Source organism: Clostridium sp. ZS2-4 (assembly GCF_026719745.1).
Lineage (GTDB): Bacteria > Bacillota > Clostridia > Clostridiales > Clostridiaceae > Clostridium_H.
In genome coordinates, this window is record NZ_JAPPRQ010000133.1 from 37818 (window position 1) to 60811 (window position 22994).

The following is a 22994-nucleotide window of genomic DNA, read 5'->3' on the forward strand; positions in this document are numbered from 1 at the left end:
TAAGAATGAAAAATGATATTGAAAGAGTATTGATAAGTGAAGAGGAAATAAGTGATAAAATTAGAGAGCTGGGAAGTAAAATCAGTGAAGAGTATAAAAATAAAGACTTGATGCTTGTTGGTGTACTTAAAGGATCAGTTCCATTTATGGCTGAACTTATGAAGAGAATAGATATTCCATGCAAAATGGACTTTATGGCAGTTTCAAGTTATGGAAATTCAAGTGAGAGTTCCGGAGTAGTTAGAATACTTAAAGATTTGGATTTTGAAATAGAAAATAAAGATGTACTTATAATAGAAGATATAATTGATTCAGGGATAACATTGAAGTATCTTGTAAAGTATTTAAAAGCTAAAAACCCAAATAGTGTAGAAATAGCGTGTCTTTTAAATAAACCTGAAAGACGAGAGGTTGATATTCATGTTAAGTATTTAGGATATGATGTACCAAATTATTTTTTAGTTGGATATGGTTTGGATTATGCAGAGAAGTATAGAAACTTACCTTATGTAGGAATACTAAAAGAGGAAGTTTACAAAAAATAAATAATTACTATTATTGTAAAGGAAAATTTTATATGATAAAATTTTATGTAAAATTACTACAATTCCGAAAAAGATGGGGGGTTTTAATGTGAAAAAGTTTTCCAGCGCAACAGCATGGATAATTGTATTTATGATGGTTATATTAGCTGCTTTAGCTTTGCTTGAAACAAATAAAAGTGCTAGTTTGATTTCATATAATCAGTTTAAACAATATTTAGTTAAAGATAATATTTCCAGAGTCGAAGTTAAACAAGATAGAAGAACAGTAATTGGTGAATTAAAGGATAAGGATAAAACTCAATTTGAATCAGTAATTCCTGAAACTCTATTAATAGATATTATAAAAGAAAATCCTAATGCAACAGCAGAAGTTAGATTTGAAAAACCAACTTCTATGCCTATATGGGTAAATTGGCTTCCGACTATATTCCTAATACTTATGTTAGTTGGATTTTGGTTTATGTTTATGCAGCAGTCTCAAGGTGGTGGCGGCAACAGAGGAGTAATGAACTTTGGTAAAAGTAGAGCTAAGATGGCTACCCCAGATAAGCAAAAGGTAACTTTTAAGGATGTGGCTGGTGCAGATGAAGAAAAAGGAGAGTTAGAAGAAATAGTTGATTTCTTAAAACAACCAAAGAGATATTTGGAAATGGGAGCCAGAATCCCTAAAGGAGTACTTCTTGTAGGACCTCCAGGAACTGGTAAAACGCTTCTGGCTAAAGCTATAGCGGGAGAGGCGGGAGTGCCATTTTTCAGTATATCGGGTTCAGATTTTGTTGAAATGTTTGTTGGTGTTGGTGCATCAAGAGTTAGAGATTTATTTGAACAAGCAAAGAAAAATGCTCCATGTATAATATTTATTGACGAAATTGATGCTGTTGGTAGGCAAAGAGGTGCTGGACTTGGCGGCGGACATGATGAAAGAGAACAAACACTTAACCAACTGTTAGTTGAAATGGATGGATTCGGAGTAAATGAAGGGATAATTTTACTAGCAGCTACAAATAGACCAGATATACTGGATAAAGCAATTTTAAGACCAGGTAGATTCGATAGACAAATTTTAGTTGGTTCTCCAGATGTGAAGGGAAGAGAAGAAATATTAAAGGTTCATATCAAGAATAAGCCATTATCAGATGAAGTTAAACTTGACGTTTTGGCAAAAAGAACTCCTGGTTTTGTAGGAGCTGATCTTGAAAACTTAATGAATGAAGCTGCGTTGCTTGCAGTTAGAGGTAATAAAAAAGTAATAGGAATGGAAGAACTTGAAGAAGCTATAACTAGGGTTATAGCGGGACCGGAGAAAAAGAGCAGAGTTATAGACGATGAAGATAGAAAGCTTACGGCGTATCATGAAGCAGGTCATGCTATTGTTATGGAGTTTACACCGCATTCTGATCCAGTACATGAAATTAGTATAATTCCAAGAGGTATGGCTGGAGGATATACTATGCATCTTCCAGAAAAAGATACAGCTTATACATCTAAATCAAAATTAAAAGATGAGATGGTTGGGCTTTTAGGTGGAAGAGTTGCAGAACAAATGATACTTGGAGATATAAGTACAGGTGCTTCAAGTGACATACAAAGAGTCTCTGTTGTCGCTAGAAAAATGGTTATGGAATATGGTATGAGTGAAAAATTAGGAACTATAACTTTTGGAAGCGGTCATGATGAAGTATTTTTAGGTAGAGACCTAGGAAAAGCAAAAAATTATAGTGAAGAAGTTGCTTTTGAAATAGATAAAGAAGTAAAAGCATTAGTAGATACAGCTTATAAAAGAGCGGAAAATATACTGAAAGAACATGAAGATAAGCTTCACGCTGTAGCTAAAGCACTTCTTGAGAAAGAAAAAATTGGTGCTGAGGAATTTAAGGCTATAGTAAAAGAGATATAGATATGAGTACAATTGCTTAAAAAAATAAATATTAAAAAGTTAGATGTTTAGTATCAAAATTCCGGTAAAAATTTAATTTTTACCGGAATTTTGATTTTTTATTTCAATATAATTCAACTAAAACAAATGTTATATAGTTTGAAAAAAGGTGATAAATTGCATAAAAAAAGGGTATTATACTATATATTTGTGCGTATGTCGAAAGAATTAGTATAAGTTTAGTGTATACCCTATACTTTTTGCTTTTTTTTAATTATAATTAGTAGTGTTGATGATAAATACTGTTAACTTAATATAATAAGGTCAAATGGACATAATAAAGCTATAGCTTTATTGTGCTTATATATAATTTTGAAGGGGTGGTTATATGGAATTTAATTTATTAGAAGGAACAAAAGGAACTATGGAAATTGTTGCAAGTGAAAACGATTCTGCAAGTAAGGTTGGATCAGGACTAGTGGATGTATATTCAACACCTTCTATGGTTGGATTAATGGAAAACACAGCTCAAACTAGTGTAAAAGACAGTTTGCCAGAAGGATACACTACAGTTGGAATAGACATTAGTGTAAAACATATGAAAGCAACTCCAATAGGTATGAAGGTAAAATGCATATCTACATTAAAGAAAATTGCGGGTAAAAAACTAGTATTTGAAGTTGAAGCTTATGATGAAGTTGCAAAAATAGGTGAAGGAACACACACTAGATATATAGTAAATCACGACGATTTTGTAAAGAAAATTGAAAAATAATCTTTTAACAGGAATATTGATATATTCCTGTTAATTTTTAAATGGGGTGAATTAACATGAAAAGCGATATCGAAATTGCACAAAGTGCTAGTATGAAGCCTATAGTAGAAATTGCAGAAAAGATAGGTTTAAAGGATGATGATATTGAATTATATGGTAAATATAAATGTAAAATATCATTAGATATGCTGAAAAGAGAAACTACTAAAAAAGACGGAAAATTAATACTTATAACTGCTATAAATCCAACACCAGCAGGAGAAGGAAAATCAACAGTTACAGTGGGGCTTGGTCAGGCTTTTAATAAATTAAATAAAAATGCTATAATTGCTTTAAGAGAACCATCTCTTGGACCAGTATTTGGAGTAAAAGGAGGAGCGGCTGGAGGAGGATATTCTCAAGTGGTTCCTATGGAAGATATAAATTTACATTTTACAGGAGATATGCATGCTATAACAGCAGCTAATAATCTACTTGCAGCGGCTATAGACAATCATATACATCAAGGAAATTCTCTTAGAATTGATCAAAGACGTATCATATTTAAAAGAGTTATGGATATGAATGACAGAGCTCTTAGACATATTGTTGTAGGTATGGGTGGAAAACCTAATGGATTTCCTAGAGAAGACGGATTTATGATAACTGTTGCCTCGGAAATAATGGCTATACTATGTCTATCAAATAGTTTAATGGATTTAAAAGAAAGAATGGGGAATATTCTTGTGGCATATAATCTTGATGGAGAGCCTGTATACTGCAGAGAATTAGGTGTGCAAGGGGCTATGGCGTTGTTGATGAAAGATGCTGTAAAGCCTAATCTTGTTCAAACCTTAGAAAATACTCCTGCAATAATCCATGGAGGACCTTTTGCTAATATTGCTCATGGCTGCAATAGTATTCTTGCAACTAAAATGGCGTTAAAGCTTGGAGATTATGCAATAACAGAAGCTGGATTTGGAGCTGATCTTGGTGCAGAGAAATTTTTAGATATTAAATGCAGATATGGTGGATTAAAACCTGATTGTGTTGTTATAGTTGCAACTATAAGAGCTTTAAAACATCATGGAGGTGCTTCTAAGGAAGAATTAAGCAATCCAGATGTTGAAAAACTATCAAAAGGTATTGGGAACTTAGAAAAACAAATTGAAAATATAAGAAAATATGGTGTGCCAGTAGTGGTGGCTATAAATAAATTTATTACTGATAGTAATGAAGAAATAGAATATATACAAAACTTCTGTAATACTTTAGGAGTAGATGTTGCACTTACTGAAGTATGGGAAAAAGGTGGAGAAGGTGGAATATCTCTAGCTGAAAAAGTTTTAAATACAATTGAAAAAGATGAAAGCAAGTTTAAGTGTTTGTATGAAAAAGAGTTACCTATAAAAGAAAAAATGGGTATTATAGCTAGAGAAATTTATGGAGCTGATGATGTTTCATATACTAATGCTGCAGAAAAGCAAATTAAAGATATTGAAAAATTAGGGTTAGATAAATTACCTATATGTGTAGCTAAAACTCAATATTCTCTTTCCGATAACCCTCAATTGTTAGGAAAGCCAGAGAACTTTAGTATTAGTGTTAGCGAAGTTAAGGTTTCTAATGGTGCTGGATTTATTGTAGTTTTAACTGGAGGCGTAATGACTATGCCAGGACTGCCAAAAATTCCGGCTGCCAATAGAATGGATATATTGGAAGATGGAACTATCGAGGGATTATTTTAAAGATGAAATAAATTTTTGAAACATATCATTGCTAACAATAACGAACTTTAAGTTTTAAAGTTCGTTATTTATATTAACCAATAGTACATAGAAGTTTTACTTGACAAATTATCACCAATTGTTAAAATTAAATTGATATTAAGATGGCAATATGATTTGCTAAGGGAGCAGTTGTATACTGCTCTTATAATTTTATTAAGGAGTGTATTGCAGTGATTTTTGTTTTAGATGCAGGAAATACTAACATTGTACTAGGAATTTTTAAAGATAATAAGCTTATCATGGAATGTAGGATAGGGACTGATGCTAAAAGAACTGCTGATGAGTATGGAATTCAAGTCTTAAAATTATTTTCACATAATAATATAGATCCCTCCGATATAAGAGGTGTAATAATATCTTCCGTAGTTCCTAATATTATGTATTCAATTGAACATATGATAAGAAAATATTTTAAATTAGATCCTATTGTAGTAGGGCCGGGAGTAAAGACGGGAATAAATATAAAATATGATAATCCTAAATTTGTAGGAGCAGATAGAATAGTTAATGCCGTAGCAGCCCATGAAATATATAGAAGACCTTTGGTTATAATAGATTTTGGAACTGCTACGACTTTTTGTGCTATAACAAAAAGAGGTGACTACTTAGGTGGTGCAATATGCCCAGGGGTAAAGATTTCGGCAGATGCTTTATTTGAAAAAGCAGCTAAGCTTCCAAGAATTGAGCTTGCAAAGCCTAAATGTGTCATATGTAAAAGTACTGTTGCAAGTATGCAGTCAGGTATAGTTTACGGATATATTGGGCAAGTTGATTACATAGTATCAAAAATGAAAAATGAAATGATTGAAATGGGAGAAGAAGAACCTTTTGTTGTAGCAACTGGAGGACTTGCAAACCTCATTGCACAAGAATCAACAACTATAGATGAGGTTAATTCATTTTTAACATTAGAAGGACTAAGAGTAATTTATGAAAAGAATAAAGAGTAGGTATATATATGAAAATAGGAAATTTAGAATTTGATAATAATGTATTTTTAGCGCCTATGGCGGGGGTTACAGATATTTCTTTTAGAGGGCTGTGTAAAGAAATGGGATGTGACCTGGTTTATACAGAGATGATAAGTGCAAAAGGGCTTTATTACGGCAGCAAAAACACAAAACAACTACTTGAAGTTAGTGAGGAAGAAAAACCTATAGCGGTACAAATATTTGGAAATGACCCCAATATTATGGCAAAAGCTTGTGAGATTTTTAATACAAATAATGATATTTGTGTAATTGATGTTAACATGGGCTGTCCTGTACCAAAGATAGTTAAGAACGGCGAGGGGTCAGCTCTCATGAAAAATCCTAAGTTGGCGGCAGAGATAGTAAAAGAGATGAAAAAGGTTTCAGAAAAACCTGTAACTGTTAAGTTTAGAAAAGGTTTTGATGAGAATAATATTAATGCGGTAGATTTTGCAAAAGAAATGGAACAGGCTGGTGCTGATGTAGTCGCTGTTCATGGAAGAACACGGGCTCAAATGTATGAAGGGAAAGCAGATTGGGATATAATAAAGAAAGTAAAAGAGGCTGTGAAAATTCCTGTGATTGGGAATGGGGATGTATTTTCAGCTGAGGATGCAATAGAACTTAATAAACTTGCTAAATGTGACGGAATAATGGTTGCCAGAGGATCGATGGGAAACCCTTGGATATTTAAGCAAATAACTCAGGCTTTAAGAGGTGAAGAGGTTATATATCCAAGTGATGAACAAAAAATAGAAATGAGTATTAGGCATTTGAAAATTGCGGTACATTACCATGGAGAAGCTAAGGCAGTTAGAGAAATGAGAAAGCATATTGCGTGGTATATAAAAGGTGTTCGAAATTGTACGGAAATTAAAAATAAAGTTAATACAGAAAAAGATAGTAAAAATGTTATGAATATTTTAATGGAATATAAGAATATGCTAAGAAAATAAATTTTTTTATGAGAAATGTAATTTATTATATATGCAATTAATAAAATAAATATATAAATAATAAATTGCAGGTAAGTCATGAATAAAATTATATATATTGATTCTAATTTGCAAAAAATGTATGATGACAACGGGTTTTGGGGAAAGATAAAAGATAAATTTAATACTAAATATGAGGGTGAGAGTTTCATAAAAAATTTAGAGATTTCTATATTAAAAGTAAAACTTCCACCTAATTTTAATGAAAGTGCCTTTAAAAGAAATATATTTAGTATTAATAAAAGGTTTGGCAGTGATAATTCAATTTTGGCCCTGAAAACCTTTAGAAAAATGGATTATTATTTTTATAGTGAATTGCAAAAGAAGATTTTTGCGTACAGTGTAGTAAAAAGCATACAATTGATTCTTATGACTAGAAAAAAGAGTATTAAGCAAGATTGCATTTTAGTATATGATGCTGCAGATGATATAAATAAATATATAATTTATGAATTGGCAAAAAAGGCAAGACGTTTTATATTACTATCGAATAATATAAAGAAAACAAGGATGTTATGTGATTATATAGTATCAAATTATGGGATTTCACCTATAGTAACTAATGATAGGAAATATGCTGTTGGAGATTCAGATTTTATAATTACTTCCAGATCCTTAGTTGTTTCAAAAAAATGTCCTGTATGGTACCTGGATAATATGTATATCCCACAAGAAACAGAAGATATAGCAGTTAACGAAGTAACTTATCTTACACCATGGGATATAGAAGGAGTAAATGTAACACCAGAATTGCTAGGTGCTGTATTTAGTAGGGAGAAAATAAAAGATATTGGTGAATTTCTTCAAGAAAAAGAAATTTTCATGGGAGAAATTAAGTTTAAAAGCTATAAAGTATTAGAACATAGTATATTATGGAAAAAAATTCAAGAAACGTGTTGACATAAGAAAGTTCCTGTTTTATAATAACTTAAATAATTACATGTAAAATAATACAGAAATTTTAAATAAATTATTATTTAAAGGGGAGTAAAAAAATGAGCGATTCAAAACAATATATTATGACAAGTGAAGGTGTAAAAAAATTAGAAGATGAATTAGAATATCTTAAAACGGTTAAAAGAAAAGAAATAACTGAGAAAATAAAAGTTGCTATTTCTTATGGAGATTTAAGTGAAAACTCTGAGTATGATGAAGCTAAAAATGAACAAGCATTTGTTGAAGGAAGAATAATACAGCTCGAAAATATGCTAAGAAATGCAAATGTAGTTGATGAAAGTGAAATATCACTAGAAAGTGTAAGTGTTGGTTCTTTTGTAAAGGTAAAAGATTATGATTTTGATGAAGAAGTAGAATTTCATATTGTAGGTTCGGCAGAAGCTGATCCTATGGAAAATAAAATTTCGAATGAATCACCAGTAGGTAATGCTCTTATTGGTAAAAAAATTGGAGATATAGTTGATGTTCCAGTTCCAGATGGAATTAGTAAATTTGAAATTTTAGATATTAGAATATAAACTATATATGTAGTAAAGTAATTACATCTGAAAGTGGAGGGATGCACGAATGGCGGAAAAACAATTAACAAAGGAAGAAATTAAGCAAAGAAAATTAGAGGCCAAGCAAGAAGCTGAAATGAATAATCTTATTAAAGAGAGAAGACAAAAGTTATCTACTTTACAAGAAGCGGGGAAAGATCCTTTTGATGTATATAAAGTAGAAAGAACTCATACGACTGAACAGATTAAAGATAATTATGAGGAACTTGAAGGCAAAGCTGTAACTATAGCGGGCAGACTTATGTCTAAGAGAGTACATGGAAAAGCTGGGTTCTCTGATGTTCACGATAGATATGGCAAAATGCAGTTATACATAAAGATAGATAATGTTGGAGAAGAAAAATTAAAAGAATACAAGACTTTTGATATTGGTGATTTTGTATCAATAACAGGTACAGTATTTAAAACTAAAACAGAAGAAGTTACTATTCAAATAAAAGATTTTCAACTTTTGACAAAATCTTTAAAGCCACTTCCAGAGAAATTCCATGGACTAAAAGACCCAGATTTAAGATATAGACAAAGATATATAGATCTAGTAATGAATCAGGAAGCAAGACAAACACTTATGAAGAGAACAGCTATCATAAAAGCTATGAGAGAGTTTTTGGATAATAGAGATTTTATAGAAGTAGAGACACCGTCACTTTCACCTATAGCTGGTGGTGCTGCGGCTAAACCATTCATAACACATCATAATGCATTAGATGTTGATATGTACCTAAGAATAGCGCCAGAGTTATATTTAAAAAGACTTATAGTAGGTGGATTTGAAAAGGTATATGAAATAGGTAAAAACTTCAGAAATGAAGGTATAGATATAAGACATAATCCAGAGTTTACTTCTATAGAATTATATGAAGCATATTCTGATTATAACGATATGATGGAAATTACTGAAAATATGGTAGCTTATATTTGTGAAAAAGTTAATGGAACAACTAAGGTTGTGTATGAAGGTGCTGAAATAGACTTTGCTCCACCATGGAGAAGACTGACTATGGTAGATGCAGTTAAAGAATATGCTGATGTTGATTTTAATGAAATAAAATCAACTGAAGAAGCTAGAGAATTAGCTAAAGAAAAGGGATTAGAACTTAAAAAAGAACTTAAGGATTGCACAAAGGGAGATATTTTAGTAGCTTTCTTTGAGGAATATGCAGAAGAAAAATTAATGCAGCCTACTTTTATATGTGATTATCCAGTAGAGAATTCACCTCTTACTAAGAAAAAGAGAGGTAATGAAGAATTAACTGAGAGATTTGAAGGTTTTGTATATGGTAGAGAACTTTGCAATGCATATTCAGAATTAAATGATCCGATAGTTCAAAAGGAAAGATTCCTTCAACAATTAAGAGAAAGAGAACTTGGTGATGATGAAGCATATATGATGGATGATGATTTCATAAATGCTTTAGAAATCGGTATGCCTCCAACAGGTGGTATGGGAATGGGAATAGACAGACTTGTAATGTTCTTAACGGATTCTCATTCAATAAGAGATGTTATATTATTCCCAACAATGAAACCAACAAAACAATAAGTTTAGTAAAATTAAGGGTTTTATCGGTTGAAATGCAAAATTTACAACCGATTTACGACCAAATAAAGAGAACACGTTCAAATAGAATCTCTTGAAAAAAGGAGATTCTATTTTTTTAGTATTACGTGGAGGTTTGTATTGCGAATGTAGCGCACTAATTTTATAATTGAATTCAGGATGGCTTTAATATGAATAAAACAATTTCAATGAGTATTAGAGTTAGTGAAGAAGAATTAGATATATTAAAGTAAGCGGTTAGATTAGAAACGTCTAAGATTATTTTTCAAAATGGGAACTCTCAAAATACAAAACAAAGCGGAGGATTACATTTATGAAGAGAATAGATATAATTAATAAAATTGGAGATAGGTATCATATTGGTAATACAGAGACAGGCGAATTTAGCTATGCGCAAGCACTAAAGAGTGTAGGGAAAGATATTAAGGATTATCAAAAAGGAAAGACGGGAACAAAACATCAGTTTTTAGATATAAGATTTGAGAATGAAAGACTTGTAATATTGATTGAATGTAAAAATAAATTTAGTAAATGGGATGCAGCTAAAATTCGAGAACAGTTACAAGATTATGTAAGATTTGAAAAAGCCTATTCTGATAAAAAAATTGTTGCAATTTTGGCTGAAACGGACGGAGAGGATATTTGGGTTTGGTATGGGCAATCTGTAATTATTGATGAAGAGCATAGAGATGCAACTGAAAAAAATTTAAAAACTTTTGAAGAATATGAGGAGTTATGTTTTGGAAAAGTAAATGATAAAATTAAAATTGTTGATTCGATTAAATCGTTAAATGAAAAACTTCATTCAGATGGAATAAATGAAAAGTTGAGAAGCCAATTTGTAGGAACATGTTTGTTGGCATTAAAGAATGGATTAGTATATAAAGATATAAAGAAATCCATAGACCCTAAAACTGGTAAAGACTTAATGCCAGAAACTATTGTAATTAATAATATTAAAAATATTCTTGAAGGGCTTCTTACGAAAAGTGGTAGTATAAATAAGGCATCCAAACTTGCCATATTAAATAATAAGGTTCTTGATGACCAAGATGTATCGAGCTTAACGTATGAAGAAATTAAAGATATTCTGTTGTTTATCGATGAAAATGTTGTACCTTATATAAATGATAAAAATACAGCTGGTCAAGACTTACTAAATCTCTTTTTTACAACATTTAATAAGTATGTAGGAAAATCAGATAAAAATCAGGCTTTCACACCTGACCACATATGTGATTTTATGAGCAAAGTAGTTGGAGTAAACAAAAATTCAAAAGTTCTTGACCCATGTTGTGGGAGCGGAGCATTTTTGGTAAGAGCAATGACAGACGCTATGGATGACTGTGATACAGAAGAGGAAAGAGATGAAGTTAAACGTAATCAAATATTTGGGATAGAGTACGAAGAAGGCGCCTTTGGATTATCGTCTACTAATATGTTAATACATGGGGATGGAAATTCAAATGTTGTTCAAGACTCAATGTTTAACAGAGGAAAATGGATTGAAGACAATGATATAAATATAGTTTTAATGAATCCGCCTTATAATGCAACCAAAAAGTGCTGTGATTCTGAATATACAAAAAAATGGGATGCAAAAAAGAAAGAAGACCCATCAAAGGGGTTTCATTTCGTAGAATGGGTCGCACAACATGTGTCGAATAATTGCAAAATGGCAGTTCTTCTTCCAATGCAGGCGGCAATAGGAAATTCTGGTGATGTAAAAGATTTTAAAAAGAAGATGCTTGAAAATTATACATTGGAAGCAGTTTTTTCATTACCTAGAGAGATGTTCTATCCAGGAGCAGCAGCAGTTGCTTGTTGCATGATTTTTGATTTATCACAAAAACATGAGCGTTCTAATAAGGATACTTTTTTTGGATATTTTACGGATGATAAGTTTATCAAACGCAAGGGACTAGGCAGAATAGAGAAAACTGATTCAAACAATAACAGTTTATGGGTCGCAACCGAAAAAATGTGGCTTGATTTGTATAAAAACAAAAAAGTAGTCCCAGGTTTATCTGTGATGCATAAGGTAACGTGGCAAGATGAATGGTTAGCAGAAGCATATATGGAGACAGATTACACAACTTTAACTACAGATGATTTTCAAACTACCTTAAATAATTATTTAGCATATCTTGTTAAGGATGGAAAAGTAAATGAAGCTTAATATTAATGAATGGAAAGAATTCAAGGTATCTTTAATATTAACCATCATGAATGGTAAAGGAATAACAAAACAAGAAATAGAGAATCATGAGGGCGAAATTAATGTTGTTCAAAGCGGTGAAGATAATAATGGAGTGTTAGGAAAAATAGATTTAGACTATTGTAAAGAAATGGGGTATACATATACAGAAAAACCTTGTTTAACAGTTGCTAGAAGTGGCTCTGCTGGGTTTGTTTCATTTCAGGTAGAAGGATGTGTGGTTGGCGATTCTGCAAAAATTTTATTATTGGATGATTCAATTGCAACTACAAATAGATATTTATTTATTAAAACACTTTTAACGGCTAATAGATTTAAATATGCGTATGGGAGAAAAGTTACAGAAACAAATTATATGAATGATGTTATTAAACTACCAGTTGTTAAAAATGAGGATGGAACCTATTTGATAGATACAAATAAAAAGTATTCGAATGATGGGTATGTTCCTGATTGGGATTGGATGAATTCATATATAGAATCATTAAATAATACGCCGCTAACAACTACAATTTTGCCAGAAAATGCATTGAGTTTAGATACAAGCACATGGAAAGAATTCTATTTACATAAATTATTTGATACAAAAATGGGAAACGGAATAGATGCACAAAACACAACAACAGATGAGCCTAAATATAATTATGTATCTCGTAATAGTAATGGAAATGGAGTTGTCGGATATGTAGATGAAATAGAAGGGGAAGAGCCTTTTCCTGCTGGGGCAATGTCTTTAGCACTCGGAGGAAGCTTTTTGGGTTCTTGTTTTATGCAGACAGCTCCATTTTATACTGCTCAAAACGTTGGAATATTACAAGAGAGAGAAAACCTATCATCATATGTAAAATTGTTCATAGCAACTCTTATTAGAAATGAATGTAAAATAAAATATCAAGCATTTGGAAGAGAACTGAATGCTCATTTTAGAAAAGATTTTACAATAAAATTGCCAGTGAAAAAGAATTCAACAGGGTGTGTAATAGATAAAGAAAGCAAGTATTCAGATGATGGGCATATGCCAGACTGGGAATGGATAGAGGAATACATGAAATCACTACCATATAGCGATAGGATAAAATAATTAGCAGTAGAGACTACCTTAATCAGTAGTCTTTTTTTTATTTTATATTACCAAATACCAGTATAAGTTTTTCCGGTGTTACTTACATAAAAGTTGTCATCATATTCTGAAAAATGTTCAATTAGATAGTTACCAATAATTAATGATATAAGTTGATTAGTTTTTATACCAGTTATTTTTGAAATATCCTGCAAGCGGTATGTGAATTGTTTGGATAGTGGTATGGAGTATTGTTTAGTATTAGGTAAAATGTCGTTATATTCGGAAGAACATTCTATGTCAAATGAAGCTAGTTTTTCAATTATGCCAATGTGAAGAAGATTGTTTACAATAATATTTGTTTTGGTTTCATATATTTGTTTTAGGTTATAGATGCCGTTATATATGTATTCAGCAACTTCCATAGAATAATGTTTTGGTTTTTTTTCTTTACCATAAGAATCCGAAGTGCCAAATGTATCTTTGAATTTGCAATTCTTGTAATTGGCTTCGAAGTTTGGTTTATCTAATTCAAATGAATGTAATTGTTCAGTTAATAAAAATCGAATTATTGTTTGAATAGGAAGATTTAAAGATGATGCGTAACGATTGAGGTTGGTGTATGTGTTTAATGAGATTGTAAAATTTAGTTTATACATAAAAAAACTCCTCTACTTTTAGTCTTATTTTACAAGTTTTAGACTAAAAAGTAAAGGACATATAAAAAAGTTATATGAGCATATAAAAAGAAAAGCTGAACATGTATTAAAAACAATAATGCTCTATGAATAATGAAAAATATGATTAAATATAAGTACAGCGAGCGAGTAAGGTGGGACGCCACCAAAGAAGGGAAAATGTTGTTATGCATTTAGTGGGACTAAATTATACGACTAACGCCAATGGAGGTAAGAATACAACATTGCAAGTCACAGATGAATTCAACATGTATTATTCCAATGCAGAAGCTGGAAGAGGATGCATGGGTGTTAAAGTTGATTCAATATATGTAGGTGACATTGATTGTTCTGGACTAAAGATTGGTATGGATATCGATATTCTTTACGATAAAGCTATCACGACAGCAAGGGGAACATTTCAGCCAATCAAGAGAATTGATATTTTGAAGTAACTATAACCAACGCATGCTAACATGAGATTCAATGTTAGCATGCACATTTAAAGAAATGGAGGATATACGATGATAAATTTAATTTTAGTATTAATCTGCTTTTTAGGATTAGGCTTAGCAATTGAGAAAATGATGCATATGGATTATGATGTGACAGGTGTTACTATGGCATTGAAGCAAGATGTAATGAAGTTTGTTAAAGCACTTTTTAGCGAGCAACAAATCAGGCATACTTTCGATATTACGATTGTTAATGATATAAAAGCGGTAACGAAGCCATATGCCAAGGCAGTCTTTCAAATAAAATTGGTAAACGATTTATTCAGGAATGTTCCAGTTGTCGGAATTCGATTTGTTCCAGATCATGAATTAGAAGAAGCGGAATTGCAGGAACTCATGCGATTGTTACTTATCAAATTTAGGGAATATATGGCTTACTATGGATTAAATTGGGAAGTGTTTGTAACCTATTCGGTAGGCAGGGATTATGTAGATGTATACATTTATTATGCAGAATGGGAGTGTGACATGCATCCGTTTGCAAATGTGTATCGTCAGACAGTGCGACAGAAGAGTAATAAGTCTGGCGGAATTTTGCGTGATGAAGAATTAGAAGCAGAGTTAAAGCATGTTAATTAAGCTTGGATATAGTATGGAATCTTGGAAAAATGGTGTAAAATCGCCATTTTTCTTGAATACAAATAAAGTACCACATATACTGTTATCTGGAATTACTGGCGGTGGAAAGACTGTGCTTGCGCAAATGATTGTAAATCAGCTTTTGTCTGAAAATAAGTCTATCAGTATTTGCGATTTTAAAGCAGGTGGAGATTGGGTGGGTATTATTCCAAACTATGCAGAATACACGGACTGTGATAAATTGCTAGATACTTTTTATAATTCTTTTGTTGATACGATTAAGCAAAAAAGTAAATCAGAGCAGTATCTTATTTTTGATGAGTTTAGTAGCTACGCATTAAGTAAAGACAATAAAGAATTTAAGGAATTAATGACAAAAATAAGCCATATTGCATTTATGGGAAGAAGTTTTGGATATAAATTGTTTTTTATATCACAACAGTTTAATAGTAAGGTTTTAGATACAGCCATACGAGAGCAATTCGGGATAAAGTTATATATGGGATCAACTATTTCAACTGAAAGTGCAGCTATGTTATTTCCTAACTGTGAGATTGATAAAAGTATACATCTTCCGAAATGCTGTGGTTATATTTCTATGCCAGAGAAAGATATTGATACTATTCAAATTCCATTTTTGAGCGAACCAGAAAAATTAAAACAATTATTAATTACAAAAGGAATGTTATACAGATAATGTTCCGTCAAAGGGTGGCGATGGCGAAGCCGTAAGCCTGCCCTTTGACATAAGTGAGTGGCTAGTATTACCCACTCACTTCCGTAATTGTGATTTGATTTGTTAGTTGGCTTATATACTGACAGTATTGGTCACATTATATTTGTGACTTTAGAAAGGTGTGTGATTAAATTGGGATTTTCCCCTAATACGAGAGGTAGATGTTGGGTGGGAACAATTCATATTACCAACATGGAAAAAGCAGGATTGACAAAAGAGGAGTATGAGAATCCAGAATATCTAGCGGATAAGTTTATTGGATTTTGGGAAGAAAGTGGGAAAGGAAGAAAAGCAGGGATTGTTGTATGTGTTTCTCTTGATGGATGCTATCATGCACATATTGCTTGTTATGGAAATACAACAACACTGAAAAAAGTGGCTGATATTTTATTTAATGCACATATAGAACCACAATTAAGTGGTAAAGATGCTTTGAAATCATACTTATTAAAAGAAGGTAAGTATGAGGAAAAAGGAGAACAAGTTTTATGTGTAAAGGGGATAAATGTAATACAAGACAATCAAGGAAAAAGAAATGATCTTGATGAAATTGAAGAATTATTAAATAGTGGTGCAACACCAGAAGAGATTTTTGAGATATCATTTAGATATCGTAAATATGAGAAAATGATAAAATCTGCATATATAGATAAACGTATAAAGGAAACTCCTTTAATAAAAAAATCTCATAATGAGTGGCATGTAGGAAATTCGGGTAGCGGAAAGACATATTATTACTATCAACTGTGTGAGAAATATTCGCCGGAAAAGGTTTATATGACTACAGACTTTGAAAATGGTGGCTTTGATTTTTATATAGATCAAGGTGCACCACCTATAATATTCCTTGATGAATTTAAAGGTAATATGCGGTATGGACAGCTTTTGACTATTTTGGATAAATACAGTAGAACTCAAACGCATTGTAGATATGCTAACACATATAATTTATGGACAACTTGCATCATTACATCTATATTTCCTCCAGACGAAGTGTATTCTTCAATGGTAGAGTATGAGAAAAGGAATAGGGATAAAATAGATCAACTTCTTAGAAGATTAGATGTGATTGTGTATCATTATAAACAAAATGGAGAATATAAAACATTTTCAATTCCAACTAGTGAATATATAAATTATGAAGAGTTAAAGCAACGTGCATTAGGTGACGAAAATGGATTAATAGAAATTGATGATATGGAAGATTTTCTGTTTGATGATTAGATGGTGCTTGAGTAAAGGGGTGATTATATGGCTAAAGAAGTGCCAATATGGGAAAAATCCAATCTTACGCTTGAAGAAGCATCAGCATATTTTGGTATAGGTATCAATAAGTTAAGAGAAATCACAAATGATAAGAACTGTCGATTCGTAATCTGGTGCGGTAGTAAAAGGCTCATTAAACGCAAATTATTTGATGAATACTTAGAAAAGACGTATTCAATATAATTAAATATTGATGTGATTTTATGATAGACAATAAGAATGCGTTCAAGCTATAATAGGTTTGAGCGTGTTCTCTTTAGTGTTATGAAAGGAGAATTTATCATGGCAGTAGAGAGACGTAAGGACAATAAAAATAGAGTATTGAAAGAAGGAGAATACCAGAGAGCAAATGGCACGTTTGAGTATAAGTGGAGAGATAAAAAAGGTAAGCGTCATTCCATTTATGCAAAGACACTTGATGAGCTACGCAATAAGGAAATAGATGTTCTAAGAGATGCTTTAGACGGAATCAGAGCAGATAAAAACGATTTAACTATCAACGATTTATATTATCTGTGGGTGCAATTGAAACGTGGTTTGAAAGACAACACATTTCAAAATTATAAGTATATGTATACTCAATTTGTTGAGCCGGATTTTGGATATTCAAAAATTGCTGATTTGAAGAGAACGGATGTAAGGGCGTTTTATAATCATCTTGCTGACGCACAGCATTTAAAAACAGCAACTATAGATAATATTCATACAGTATTGCATCAAGTTCTTGAACTTGGGGTTGAAGATGACTATTTAAGATATAATCCATCTGATAATGCATTGAAGGAACTTAAAAAGGCTCATAATGCTGATTCTGTTAAAAGACGAGCTTTGACAGTACCGGAACAAAATTTATTTGAATCATTTTTGCAGGAACAAGGTCAGTACAACAGATGGTATCCTATTTTCATAGTGCTGTTATGGACTGGAATGAGAGTAGGAGAAATTACCGGATTGCGTTGGTGTGACATTGATTTAGAAGATGAAACGATAAGTATTAATCATACCCTTGTTTATTATAGCAGGGGGAAGGAGGAAGGCTGTTCATTCGCAATCAATACACCAAAAACAGAAGCTGGGAAAAGAATAATCCCTATGTTACCAAAAGTAAAAGAAGCATTTCTTTTAGAAAAGAAGTATCAAGAAGAATGTGGATTAAAATGTAATGCGGTTGTGGATGGATATACAGACTTTATTTTCATCAATCGTTTTGGTGGTACACAGCATCAGGGAACGCTTAACAAGGCATTAAGAAGGATTATTCGTGATTGCAATTATGAGGTGTTGGATAAAGAGAAAAATAAAGACATTGTAATACTTCCTCGATTTAGTAATCATTCGTTAAGACATACGTTTACTACAAGAATGTGTGAAGCCGGTGTCAATATTAAAGCTATGCAGGATATATTAGGTCATTCGGATGCAGAAACAACAATGGATATATACGCAGAAGCCACAAAGGATTTTAAACGTGCAGAATTGATTGATTTTGAGAATTATTTTAATACACAGAAAAAAGCTCAATCTGGTATAATATAGATTACGACCACATTACGACGGAATTACGACCGTTTATAAAGAAGTATGTAGAGCTTTAAAATAGACTGAAAAAGTGAATACTCTCAAATAGGGGTATACAGAGTTTTAATGAGTTATAAAAAAACCAGTATGATTTTCCAACAATGAAACCAACTAAATAAAAAATGTGCAAGATATTTGAAAAAATATCTTGCATTTCTTATAATAAAGTGATATAATACATAATGTACTAAACGTTCCGCGATAGCTCAACGGTGGAGCACTCGGCTGTTAACCGATAGGTTGAAGGTTCGAATCCTTTTCGCGGAGCCATTTTTATTTTTTGTAAATATACTTGACAATTATTTGTGATTTGGTAAAATTACTTTTAAGAATAAAATAATTTTAAATGCACAATGATAAAGAAGAGTAGTAATAAATTCTTTTGTAGAGAGACTGTGGTTGGTGAAAACAGTTAAAGAAATATTATAAAGGGAGCTTTTGAGTGCAATTGTATTTGAGGAGGGCTAATGCCAAAAAGGGTGGAACCGCGGAAGTGTAAATTTCGTCCCTTGGTAGTTGGGTCTTTTTTTTATACTTTAAATTAAATTCGTAGGAGGTATATAAGGATGGCTGTTGAAAAAACAATGGATAAGATAGTTGCTTTATGTAAGGGTAGAGGATTTATTTTTCAAGGCTCAGAAATATATGGAGGACTTGCAAACTCATGGGATTATGGTCCTTTAGGAGTAGAATTTAAGAACAATGTAAAAAAAGCTTGGTGGAAAAGATTTATACAAGAAAGTCCATATAACATAGGTCTTGACTGTAGCATATTAATGAACAAAGAAGTTTGGGTAGCTTCAGGACATATTGGAGGATTCTCGGATCCATTAATGGATTGTAAGGAATGTAAAGCAAGATTTAGAGCAGATAAAATAATAGAAGAACATATGGCTGCTAATGGTATTGATGATGTTAGTGCTGACGGTTGGACTAATGAAGAATTAATGAAATACATAGATGATAACAATATAGTTTGTCCTAAATGTGGAAAGAAAAATTATACAGATATAAGAAGATTTAATCTTATGTTTAAGACTTTCCAAGGGGTAACAGAAGATTCTGCTTCAGAGATATATTTAAGACCAGAAACAGCACAAGGTATCTTTGTTAACTTTAAAAATGCACAAAGAACTTCAAGAAAGAAAGTTCCGTTTGGTATAGGTCAAATAGGTAAATCTTTCAGAAATGAAATAACTCCAGGAAACTTTACTTTTAGAACTAGAGAATTTGAACAAATGGAATTAGAATTTTTCTGTGAACCAGGGACTGATATGAAATGGTTTAATTACTGGAAAGATTACTGTTGGAAATTCTTATTGAATTTAGGAATGAAAGAAGAAAACTTAAGATTTAGAGATCATTCTCAAGAAGAATTATCTTTCTATAGTAATGCAACTTCAGATGTTGAATTTTTATTCCCGTTTGGATGGGGAGAATTATGGGGTATTGCTGATAGAACAGATTATGATTTGAAACAACATATGGAGCATTCAGGTCAAGATTTAACATACTTAGATCCAACTACAAATAAAAAATATGTTCCTTATGTTATTGAACCATCATTAGGAGCTGATAGAGTAGCTTTAGCATTTTTAGTGGATGCTTATGATGAAGAAGAACTTGAAAATGGAGATACTAGAACAGTACTTCATTTACATCCAGCCTTAGCACCATTCAAGGCAGCTATATTACCACTATCTAAGAAGCTTTCAGAAAAAGCTTTGGATGTGTATGCTAAACTAAGCAAGAAGTTTAATATTGACTATGATGAAGCTGGAAGTATAGGTAAGAGATATAGAAGAGAAGATGAAATAGGAACACCATATTGCATCACTGTAGATTTTGATACATTAGAGGACAATACTGTTACTATAAGAGATAGAGATACTATGGATCAGGTAAGAATTAGCATAGATGAATTAGAAAAATTCTTAGAAGAGAAAATGGAATTTTAGTAGAGAGTTAAATATAAAAGCCTAAAGAGTTAATGATTTAAATAAGGCTGTTGATATGTTCATGAACATATCAACAGCCTTATTTATTATTATGTATAATAAAATGGATATAATCTCATAAGAGTAAAAAAAAACACCGGAAATCATCCGGTGAAAATAAGGTTTATAATGGGGATATGTTATGCGTCTAATTAAATTTGGGGAATTAATTATCGATTTCTCACGACACTTTGATAGTATATCATAAGAAAATATCAAATATCAAGAGGAATATTAAAGTTTTTATTTTCTAATTATTTTGAATAAAGATTATGTGGAAAATAGTGTTGGATATATGCAATCATGTAAATAAAGTGTTATAATTAAATGAAAAGATAACAGTATAAATTGAGACTTGGAGGTTTTTTTTTATGAAAAACGATTTTCAAGAATTTAAGGATTTTATAAAAGACAAAAAGGTAGCAGTAGTTGGAATAGGAATAAGCAATATTCCTTTAATTCATTTTTTGCATAAGTTAGGAGCGAAGATAACTGCATTTGATAAAAAAGAAGAAAAAGAGCTTGGGGAAGTAGGAGAAGAATTTAAAAACAAAGGAATATGTTTAGAGCTTGGTGTTAATTATTTAGATAAATTAACTGGATTTGATGTAGTGTTTAAGACACCGTCAATGAGAATAGATAATCCTGCATTAGTTAAAGCTAAGGGGGAAGGGGCGTATATTACTTCTGAGATAGAAGAGTTTGTTAAATATTGTCCTGCTAAAGTATTTGGAGTAACAGGAAGTGATGGTAAAACAACAACTACTACATTAATATATAATATGTTAAGAGCAGAAGGGTATAAGACATGGATTGGAGGTAATATCGGTAATCCGTTATTTGCAAATATTGAAGAGATACAACAGAAGGATAAAGTTGTTCTAGAATTATCTAGTTTTCAGCTTATGACTATGAATGTGCATATAGATTGTGCATTAGTAACTAATATTACCCCAAATCACTTAGATATTCATAAAGATATGAAAGAATATATTGATGCTAAGAAAAATATTTTTAAATTTCAAGAAGAAAAAGATTTGTTAGTTTTAAATAGAGATAATGATATAACTAATTCAGCAGTAAATGAGGCAAAAGGAAAAGTGATGCAATTTAGCATAAAAGAAAAAATAGAAAATGGTGCATATTTTGAGTGTGATAAACTGTTTCTGAAAGAAAAAGAAATATGTAAGTTGGAAGAAATAAAATTAAAGGGTATGCATAATGTAGAGAATTTATTAGGAGCTTTTTGTACAGTTTCAGAAGATGTTAGCATAGAGAATATGAGAAAAGTTGCTACTACATTTACTGGGGTTGAACACAGATGTGAGTTTGTGAGGGAAATAGATGGTGTTAAATATTATAACGATTCAATAGCATCTAGTCCAACAAGAACTCTTGCAGGTCTTAATGCTTTTGAAAAACCTGTTATATTAATTGCAGGTGGATATGATAAGAAAATACCTTTTCAACCTTTAGCGGAGGAAGGGTATAGTAAAATTAAGGTTTTAGTATTAGTAGGTGTTACTAAAGAAAAGATAAAAGAAGCCTTTGAAAAAGTTATTAAGGAGAAACAAATAAATTTACCAATATTAATGGCAGATACTTTTGAAGAAGCTGTATATAAAGCAAAGGAATTAGCATTAGAAGGGGATATAGTTACTTTATCACCAGCTTGTGCTAGCTTTGATATGTTCCATAACTTTGAAGTTAGAGGAAATAGGTTTAAAGAGATAGTTAATGGATTATAGAATAAAATTGTGAAGCAATTTTATTCTAGTAACCAGTCGCCAATCCCCAGACAATAACGTTTTGCTAATGAAAAACTAAAATTAGAATAAGGCAAACTAGGCTTAAAATAGAAATGCTCTATCTTTAAGTCTAGTTTTTTATTGTTTTTAATTGCTTTTATGTTCTTTCTTTGCACTGGGGGATTGGTGATTGGCGACTGGGGAATATAAGAATGTTGCGTGGCAACATTCTTATATAATAAAGTATACTCCTCCTTGCGTATCAGTATAAGAATAATGTAGAAAAATGAAGGTATAGATAGAAAAGATGATGTAATTTAATTTGGTAAGATATATTGAATTATATTAGTGTAAGATTCATGATAAGATATTCCTTGTCGTCGCGAGAGCGGCGGAGAGGAAACAACAAAGTATGAATTGAGATGATTTGAGAAAATTAAAAAAATTCAAAAAAGTTGTTGACAAGAAGAAATTTAGATGATACACTAAATAAGCTGTCAGATGACGGCAAAGTAATTGGTCTTTGAAAATTAAACAGAAGTAAGATAACAAAGTCAGTCAATTCAAACATGAGTAATAGATTAAACTTTTAAATTGAGAGTTTGATCCTG

20 protein-coding genes, 1 tRNA gene and 1 other annotated feature are annotated in these 22994 nt (G+C 31.5%); of the genes, 20 read left to right on the forward strand and 1 reads right to left on the reverse strand.

The features are described from left to right. Positions 1–5: 5 nt before the first annotated feature. From hpt to OIO11_RS15725, 11 genes are all read left to right on the forward strand, one after another. On the forward strand, positions 6–545 hold the full coding sequence (gene hpt, locus OIO11_RS15675; protein WP_268072379.1) for a hypoxanthine phosphoribosyltransferase: 540 nt from the start codon (positions 6–8) through the stop codon (positions 543–545). Between the two features lie 88 nt (positions 546–633). Then, entirely contained in the window at positions 634–2442 is a 1809-nt protein-coding gene (gene ftsH, locus OIO11_RS15680; RefSeq protein WP_326497944.1) for an ATP-dependent zinc metalloprotease FtsH, read from the forward strand. Positions 2443–2809: 367 nt separating this feature from the next. Next, a complete protein-coding gene (locus OIO11_RS15685) occupies positions 2810–3196 on the forward strand; it encodes a thioesterase family protein (protein ID WP_268072381.1) in 387 nt (128 codons plus the stop codon). Between the two features lie 56 nt (positions 3197–3252). Beyond that, on the forward strand, positions 3253–4923 hold the full coding sequence (locus OIO11_RS15690) for a formate--tetrahydrofolate ligase (protein ID WP_268072382.1): 1671 nt from the start codon (positions 3253–3255) through the stop codon (positions 4921–4923). A gap of 212 nt (positions 4924–5135) precedes the next feature. Continuing rightward, on the forward strand, positions 5136–5915 hold the full coding sequence (locus OIO11_RS15695) for a type III pantothenate kinase (RefSeq protein ID WP_268072383.1): 780 nt from the start codon (positions 5136–5138) through the stop codon (positions 5913–5915). 8 nt (positions 5916–5923) lie between these two features. After that, on the forward strand, positions 5924–6892 hold the full coding sequence (dusB, locus tag OIO11_RS15700) for a tRNA dihydrouridine synthase DusB (RefSeq protein WP_268072384.1): 969 nt from the start codon (positions 5924–5926) through the stop codon (positions 6890–6892). Positions 6893–6970: 78 nt separating this feature from the next. Beyond that, a complete protein-coding gene (locus OIO11_RS15705) occupies positions 6971–7831 on the forward strand; it encodes a hypothetical protein (protein WP_268072385.1) in 861 nt (286 codons plus the stop codon). Between the two features lie 95 nt (positions 7832–7926). Continuing rightward, positions 7927–8406, forward strand: a complete 480-nt coding sequence (gene greA / locus OIO11_RS15710) for a transcription elongation factor GreA (RefSeq protein ID WP_268072386.1) — start codon at positions 7927–7929, stop codon at positions 8404–8406. Between the two features lie 49 nt (positions 8407–8455). Further along, complete coding sequence (gene lysS, locus OIO11_RS15715; protein ID WP_268072387.1) at positions 8456–9991, forward strand: lysine--tRNA ligase; 1536 nt, start codon at positions 8456–8458, stop codon at positions 9989–9991. Between the two features lie 331 nt (positions 9992–10322). Beyond that, positions 10323–12188, forward strand: coding sequence for an HsdM family class I SAM-dependent methyltransferase (locus tag OIO11_RS15720; RefSeq protein WP_268072388.1), 1866 nt, complete (start codon positions 10323–10325; stop codon positions 12186–12188). Next, complete coding sequence (locus OIO11_RS15725) at positions 12178–13308, forward strand: restriction endonuclease subunit S (RefSeq protein ID WP_268072389.1); 1131 nt, start codon at positions 12178–12180, stop codon at positions 13306–13308. Before OIO11_RS15720 ends, OIO11_RS15725 begins: the two co-directional genes overlap by 11 nt. Positions 13309–13355: 47 nt before the next feature. Here the strand turns inward: OIO11_RS15725 and OIO11_RS15730 are convergent, their stop codons facing one another. Further along, on the reverse strand, positions 13356–13946 hold the full coding sequence (locus OIO11_RS15730; RefSeq protein WP_268072390.1) for a hypothetical protein: 591 nt from the start codon (positions 13944–13946) through the stop codon (positions 13356–13358). Between the two features lie 206 nt (positions 13947–14152). Here OIO11_RS15730 and OIO11_RS15735 point away from each other — a divergent pair, with 206 nt between their 5' ends. The 9 genes from OIO11_RS15735 (at position 14153) to murD (ending at position 22383) form a co-directional block, all read left to right on the forward strand. Then, entirely contained in the window at positions 14153–14419 is a 267-nt protein-coding gene (locus tag OIO11_RS15735) for a hypothetical protein (RefSeq protein ID WP_268072391.1), read from the forward strand. A gap of 69 nt (positions 14420–14488) precedes the next feature. Further along, entirely contained in the window at positions 14489–15058 is a 570-nt protein-coding gene (locus OIO11_RS15740) for a hypothetical protein (RefSeq protein WP_268072392.1), read from the forward strand. Continuing rightward, on the forward strand, positions 15048–15755 hold the full coding sequence (locus tag OIO11_RS15745; RefSeq protein ID WP_268072393.1) for a type IV secretory system conjugative DNA transfer family protein: 708 nt from the start codon (positions 15048–15050) through the stop codon (positions 15753–15755). Before OIO11_RS15740 ends, OIO11_RS15745 begins: the two co-directional genes overlap by 11 nt. A 231-nt stretch (positions 15756–15986) precedes the next feature. Then, entirely contained in the window at positions 15987–17018 is a 1032-nt protein-coding gene (locus tag OIO11_RS15750; protein ID WP_268072394.1) for a hypothetical protein, read from the forward strand. Between the two features lie 27 nt (positions 17019–17045). Then, on the forward strand, positions 17046–17243 hold the full coding sequence (locus OIO11_RS15755; protein ID WP_268072395.1) for an excisionase: 198 nt from the start codon (positions 17046–17048) through the stop codon (positions 17241–17243). Between the two features lie 99 nt (positions 17244–17342). Then, entirely contained in the window at positions 17343–18596 is a 1254-nt protein-coding gene (locus OIO11_RS15760; RefSeq protein WP_268072396.1) for a tyrosine-type recombinase/integrase, read from the forward strand. A 237-nt stretch (positions 18597–18833) separates the two neighbouring features. After that, a tRNA-Asn gene (locus OIO11_RS15765) sits at positions 18834–18908 on the forward strand. Positions 18909–18982: 74 nt separating this feature from the next. Continuing rightward, positions 18983–19151, forward strand: a binding site (T-box leader). A gap of 53 nt (positions 19152–19204) precedes the next feature. Then, complete coding sequence (locus OIO11_RS15770; protein ID WP_268072397.1) at positions 19205–20596, forward strand: glycine--tRNA ligase; 1392 nt, start codon at positions 19205–19207, stop codon at positions 20594–20596. 410 nt (positions 20597–21006) lie between these two features. Beyond that, a complete protein-coding gene (gene murD, locus OIO11_RS15775) occupies positions 21007–22383 on the forward strand; it encodes a UDP-N-acetylmuramoyl-L-alanine--D-glutamate ligase (RefSeq protein ID WP_268072398.1) in 1377 nt (458 codons plus the stop codon). Positions 22384–22994 lie beyond the last annotated feature (611 nt).

Excerpts from the sequence above, each read along its gene's own strand:
- OIO11_RS15750 (WP_268072394.1), top strand. The coding sequence starts at position 15,987 with ATGGAAAAAGCAGGATTGACAAAAGAGGAGTATGAGAATCCAGAATAT.
- OIO11_RS15730 (WP_268072390.1), bottom strand. The coding sequence starts at position 13,946 with ATGTATAAACTAAATTTTACAATCTCATTAAACACATACACCAACCTC.
- OIO11_RS15770 (WP_268072397.1), top strand. The coding sequence starts at position 19,205 with ATGGCTGTTGAAAAAACAATGGATAAGATAGTTGCTTTATGTAAGGGT.
- OIO11_RS15720 (WP_268072388.1), top strand. The coding sequence starts at position 10,323 with ATGAAGAGAATAGATATAATTAATAAAATTGGAGATAGGTATCATATT.
- hpt (WP_268072379.1), top strand. The coding sequence starts at position 6 with ATGAAAAATGATATTGAAAGAGTATTGATAAGTGAAGAGGAAATAAGT.
- OIO11_RS15745 (WP_268072393.1), top strand. The coding sequence starts at position 15,048 with ATGTTAATTAAGCTTGGATATAGTATGGAATCTTGGAAAAATGGTGTA.
- greA (WP_268072386.1), top strand. The coding sequence starts at position 7,927 with ATGAGCGATTCAAAACAATATATTATGACAAGTGAAGGTGTAAAAAAA.
- OIO11_RS15755 (WP_268072395.1), top strand. The coding sequence starts at position 17,046 with ATGGCTAAAGAAGTGCCAATATGGGAAAAATCCAATCTTACGCTTGAA.
- OIO11_RS15760 (WP_268072396.1), top strand. The coding sequence starts at position 17,343 with ATGGCAGTAGAGAGACGTAAGGACAATAAAAATAGAGTATTGAAAGAA.
- OIO11_RS15705 (WP_268072385.1), top strand. The coding sequence starts at position 6,971 with ATGAATAAAATTATATATATTGATTCTAATTTGCAAAAAATGTATGAT.
- OIO11_RS15690 (WP_268072382.1), top strand. The coding sequence starts at position 3,253 with ATGAAAAGCGATATCGAAATTGCACAAAGTGCTAGTATGAAGCCTATA.
- dusB (WP_268072384.1), top strand. The coding sequence starts at position 5,924 with ATGAAAATAGGAAATTTAGAATTTGATAATAATGTATTTTTAGCGCCT.
- OIO11_RS15735 (WP_268072391.1), top strand. The coding sequence starts at position 14,153 with ATGCATTTAGTGGGACTAAATTATACGACTAACGCCAATGGAGGTAAG.
- lysS (WP_268072387.1), top strand. The coding sequence starts at position 8,456 with ATGGCGGAAAAACAATTAACAAAGGAAGAAATTAAGCAAAGAAAATTA.
- OIO11_RS15725 (WP_268072389.1), top strand. The coding sequence starts at position 12,178 with ATGAAGCTTAATATTAATGAATGGAAAGAATTCAAGGTATCTTTAATA.
- OIO11_RS15685 (WP_268072381.1), top strand. The coding sequence starts at position 2,810 with ATGGAATTTAATTTATTAGAAGGAACAAAAGGAACTATGGAAATTGTT.
- murD (WP_268072398.1), top strand. The coding sequence starts at position 21,007 with ATGAAAAACGATTTTCAAGAATTTAAGGATTTTATAAAAGACAAAAAG.
- OIO11_RS15740 (WP_268072392.1), top strand. The coding sequence starts at position 14,489 with ATGATAAATTTAATTTTAGTATTAATCTGCTTTTTAGGATTAGGCTTA.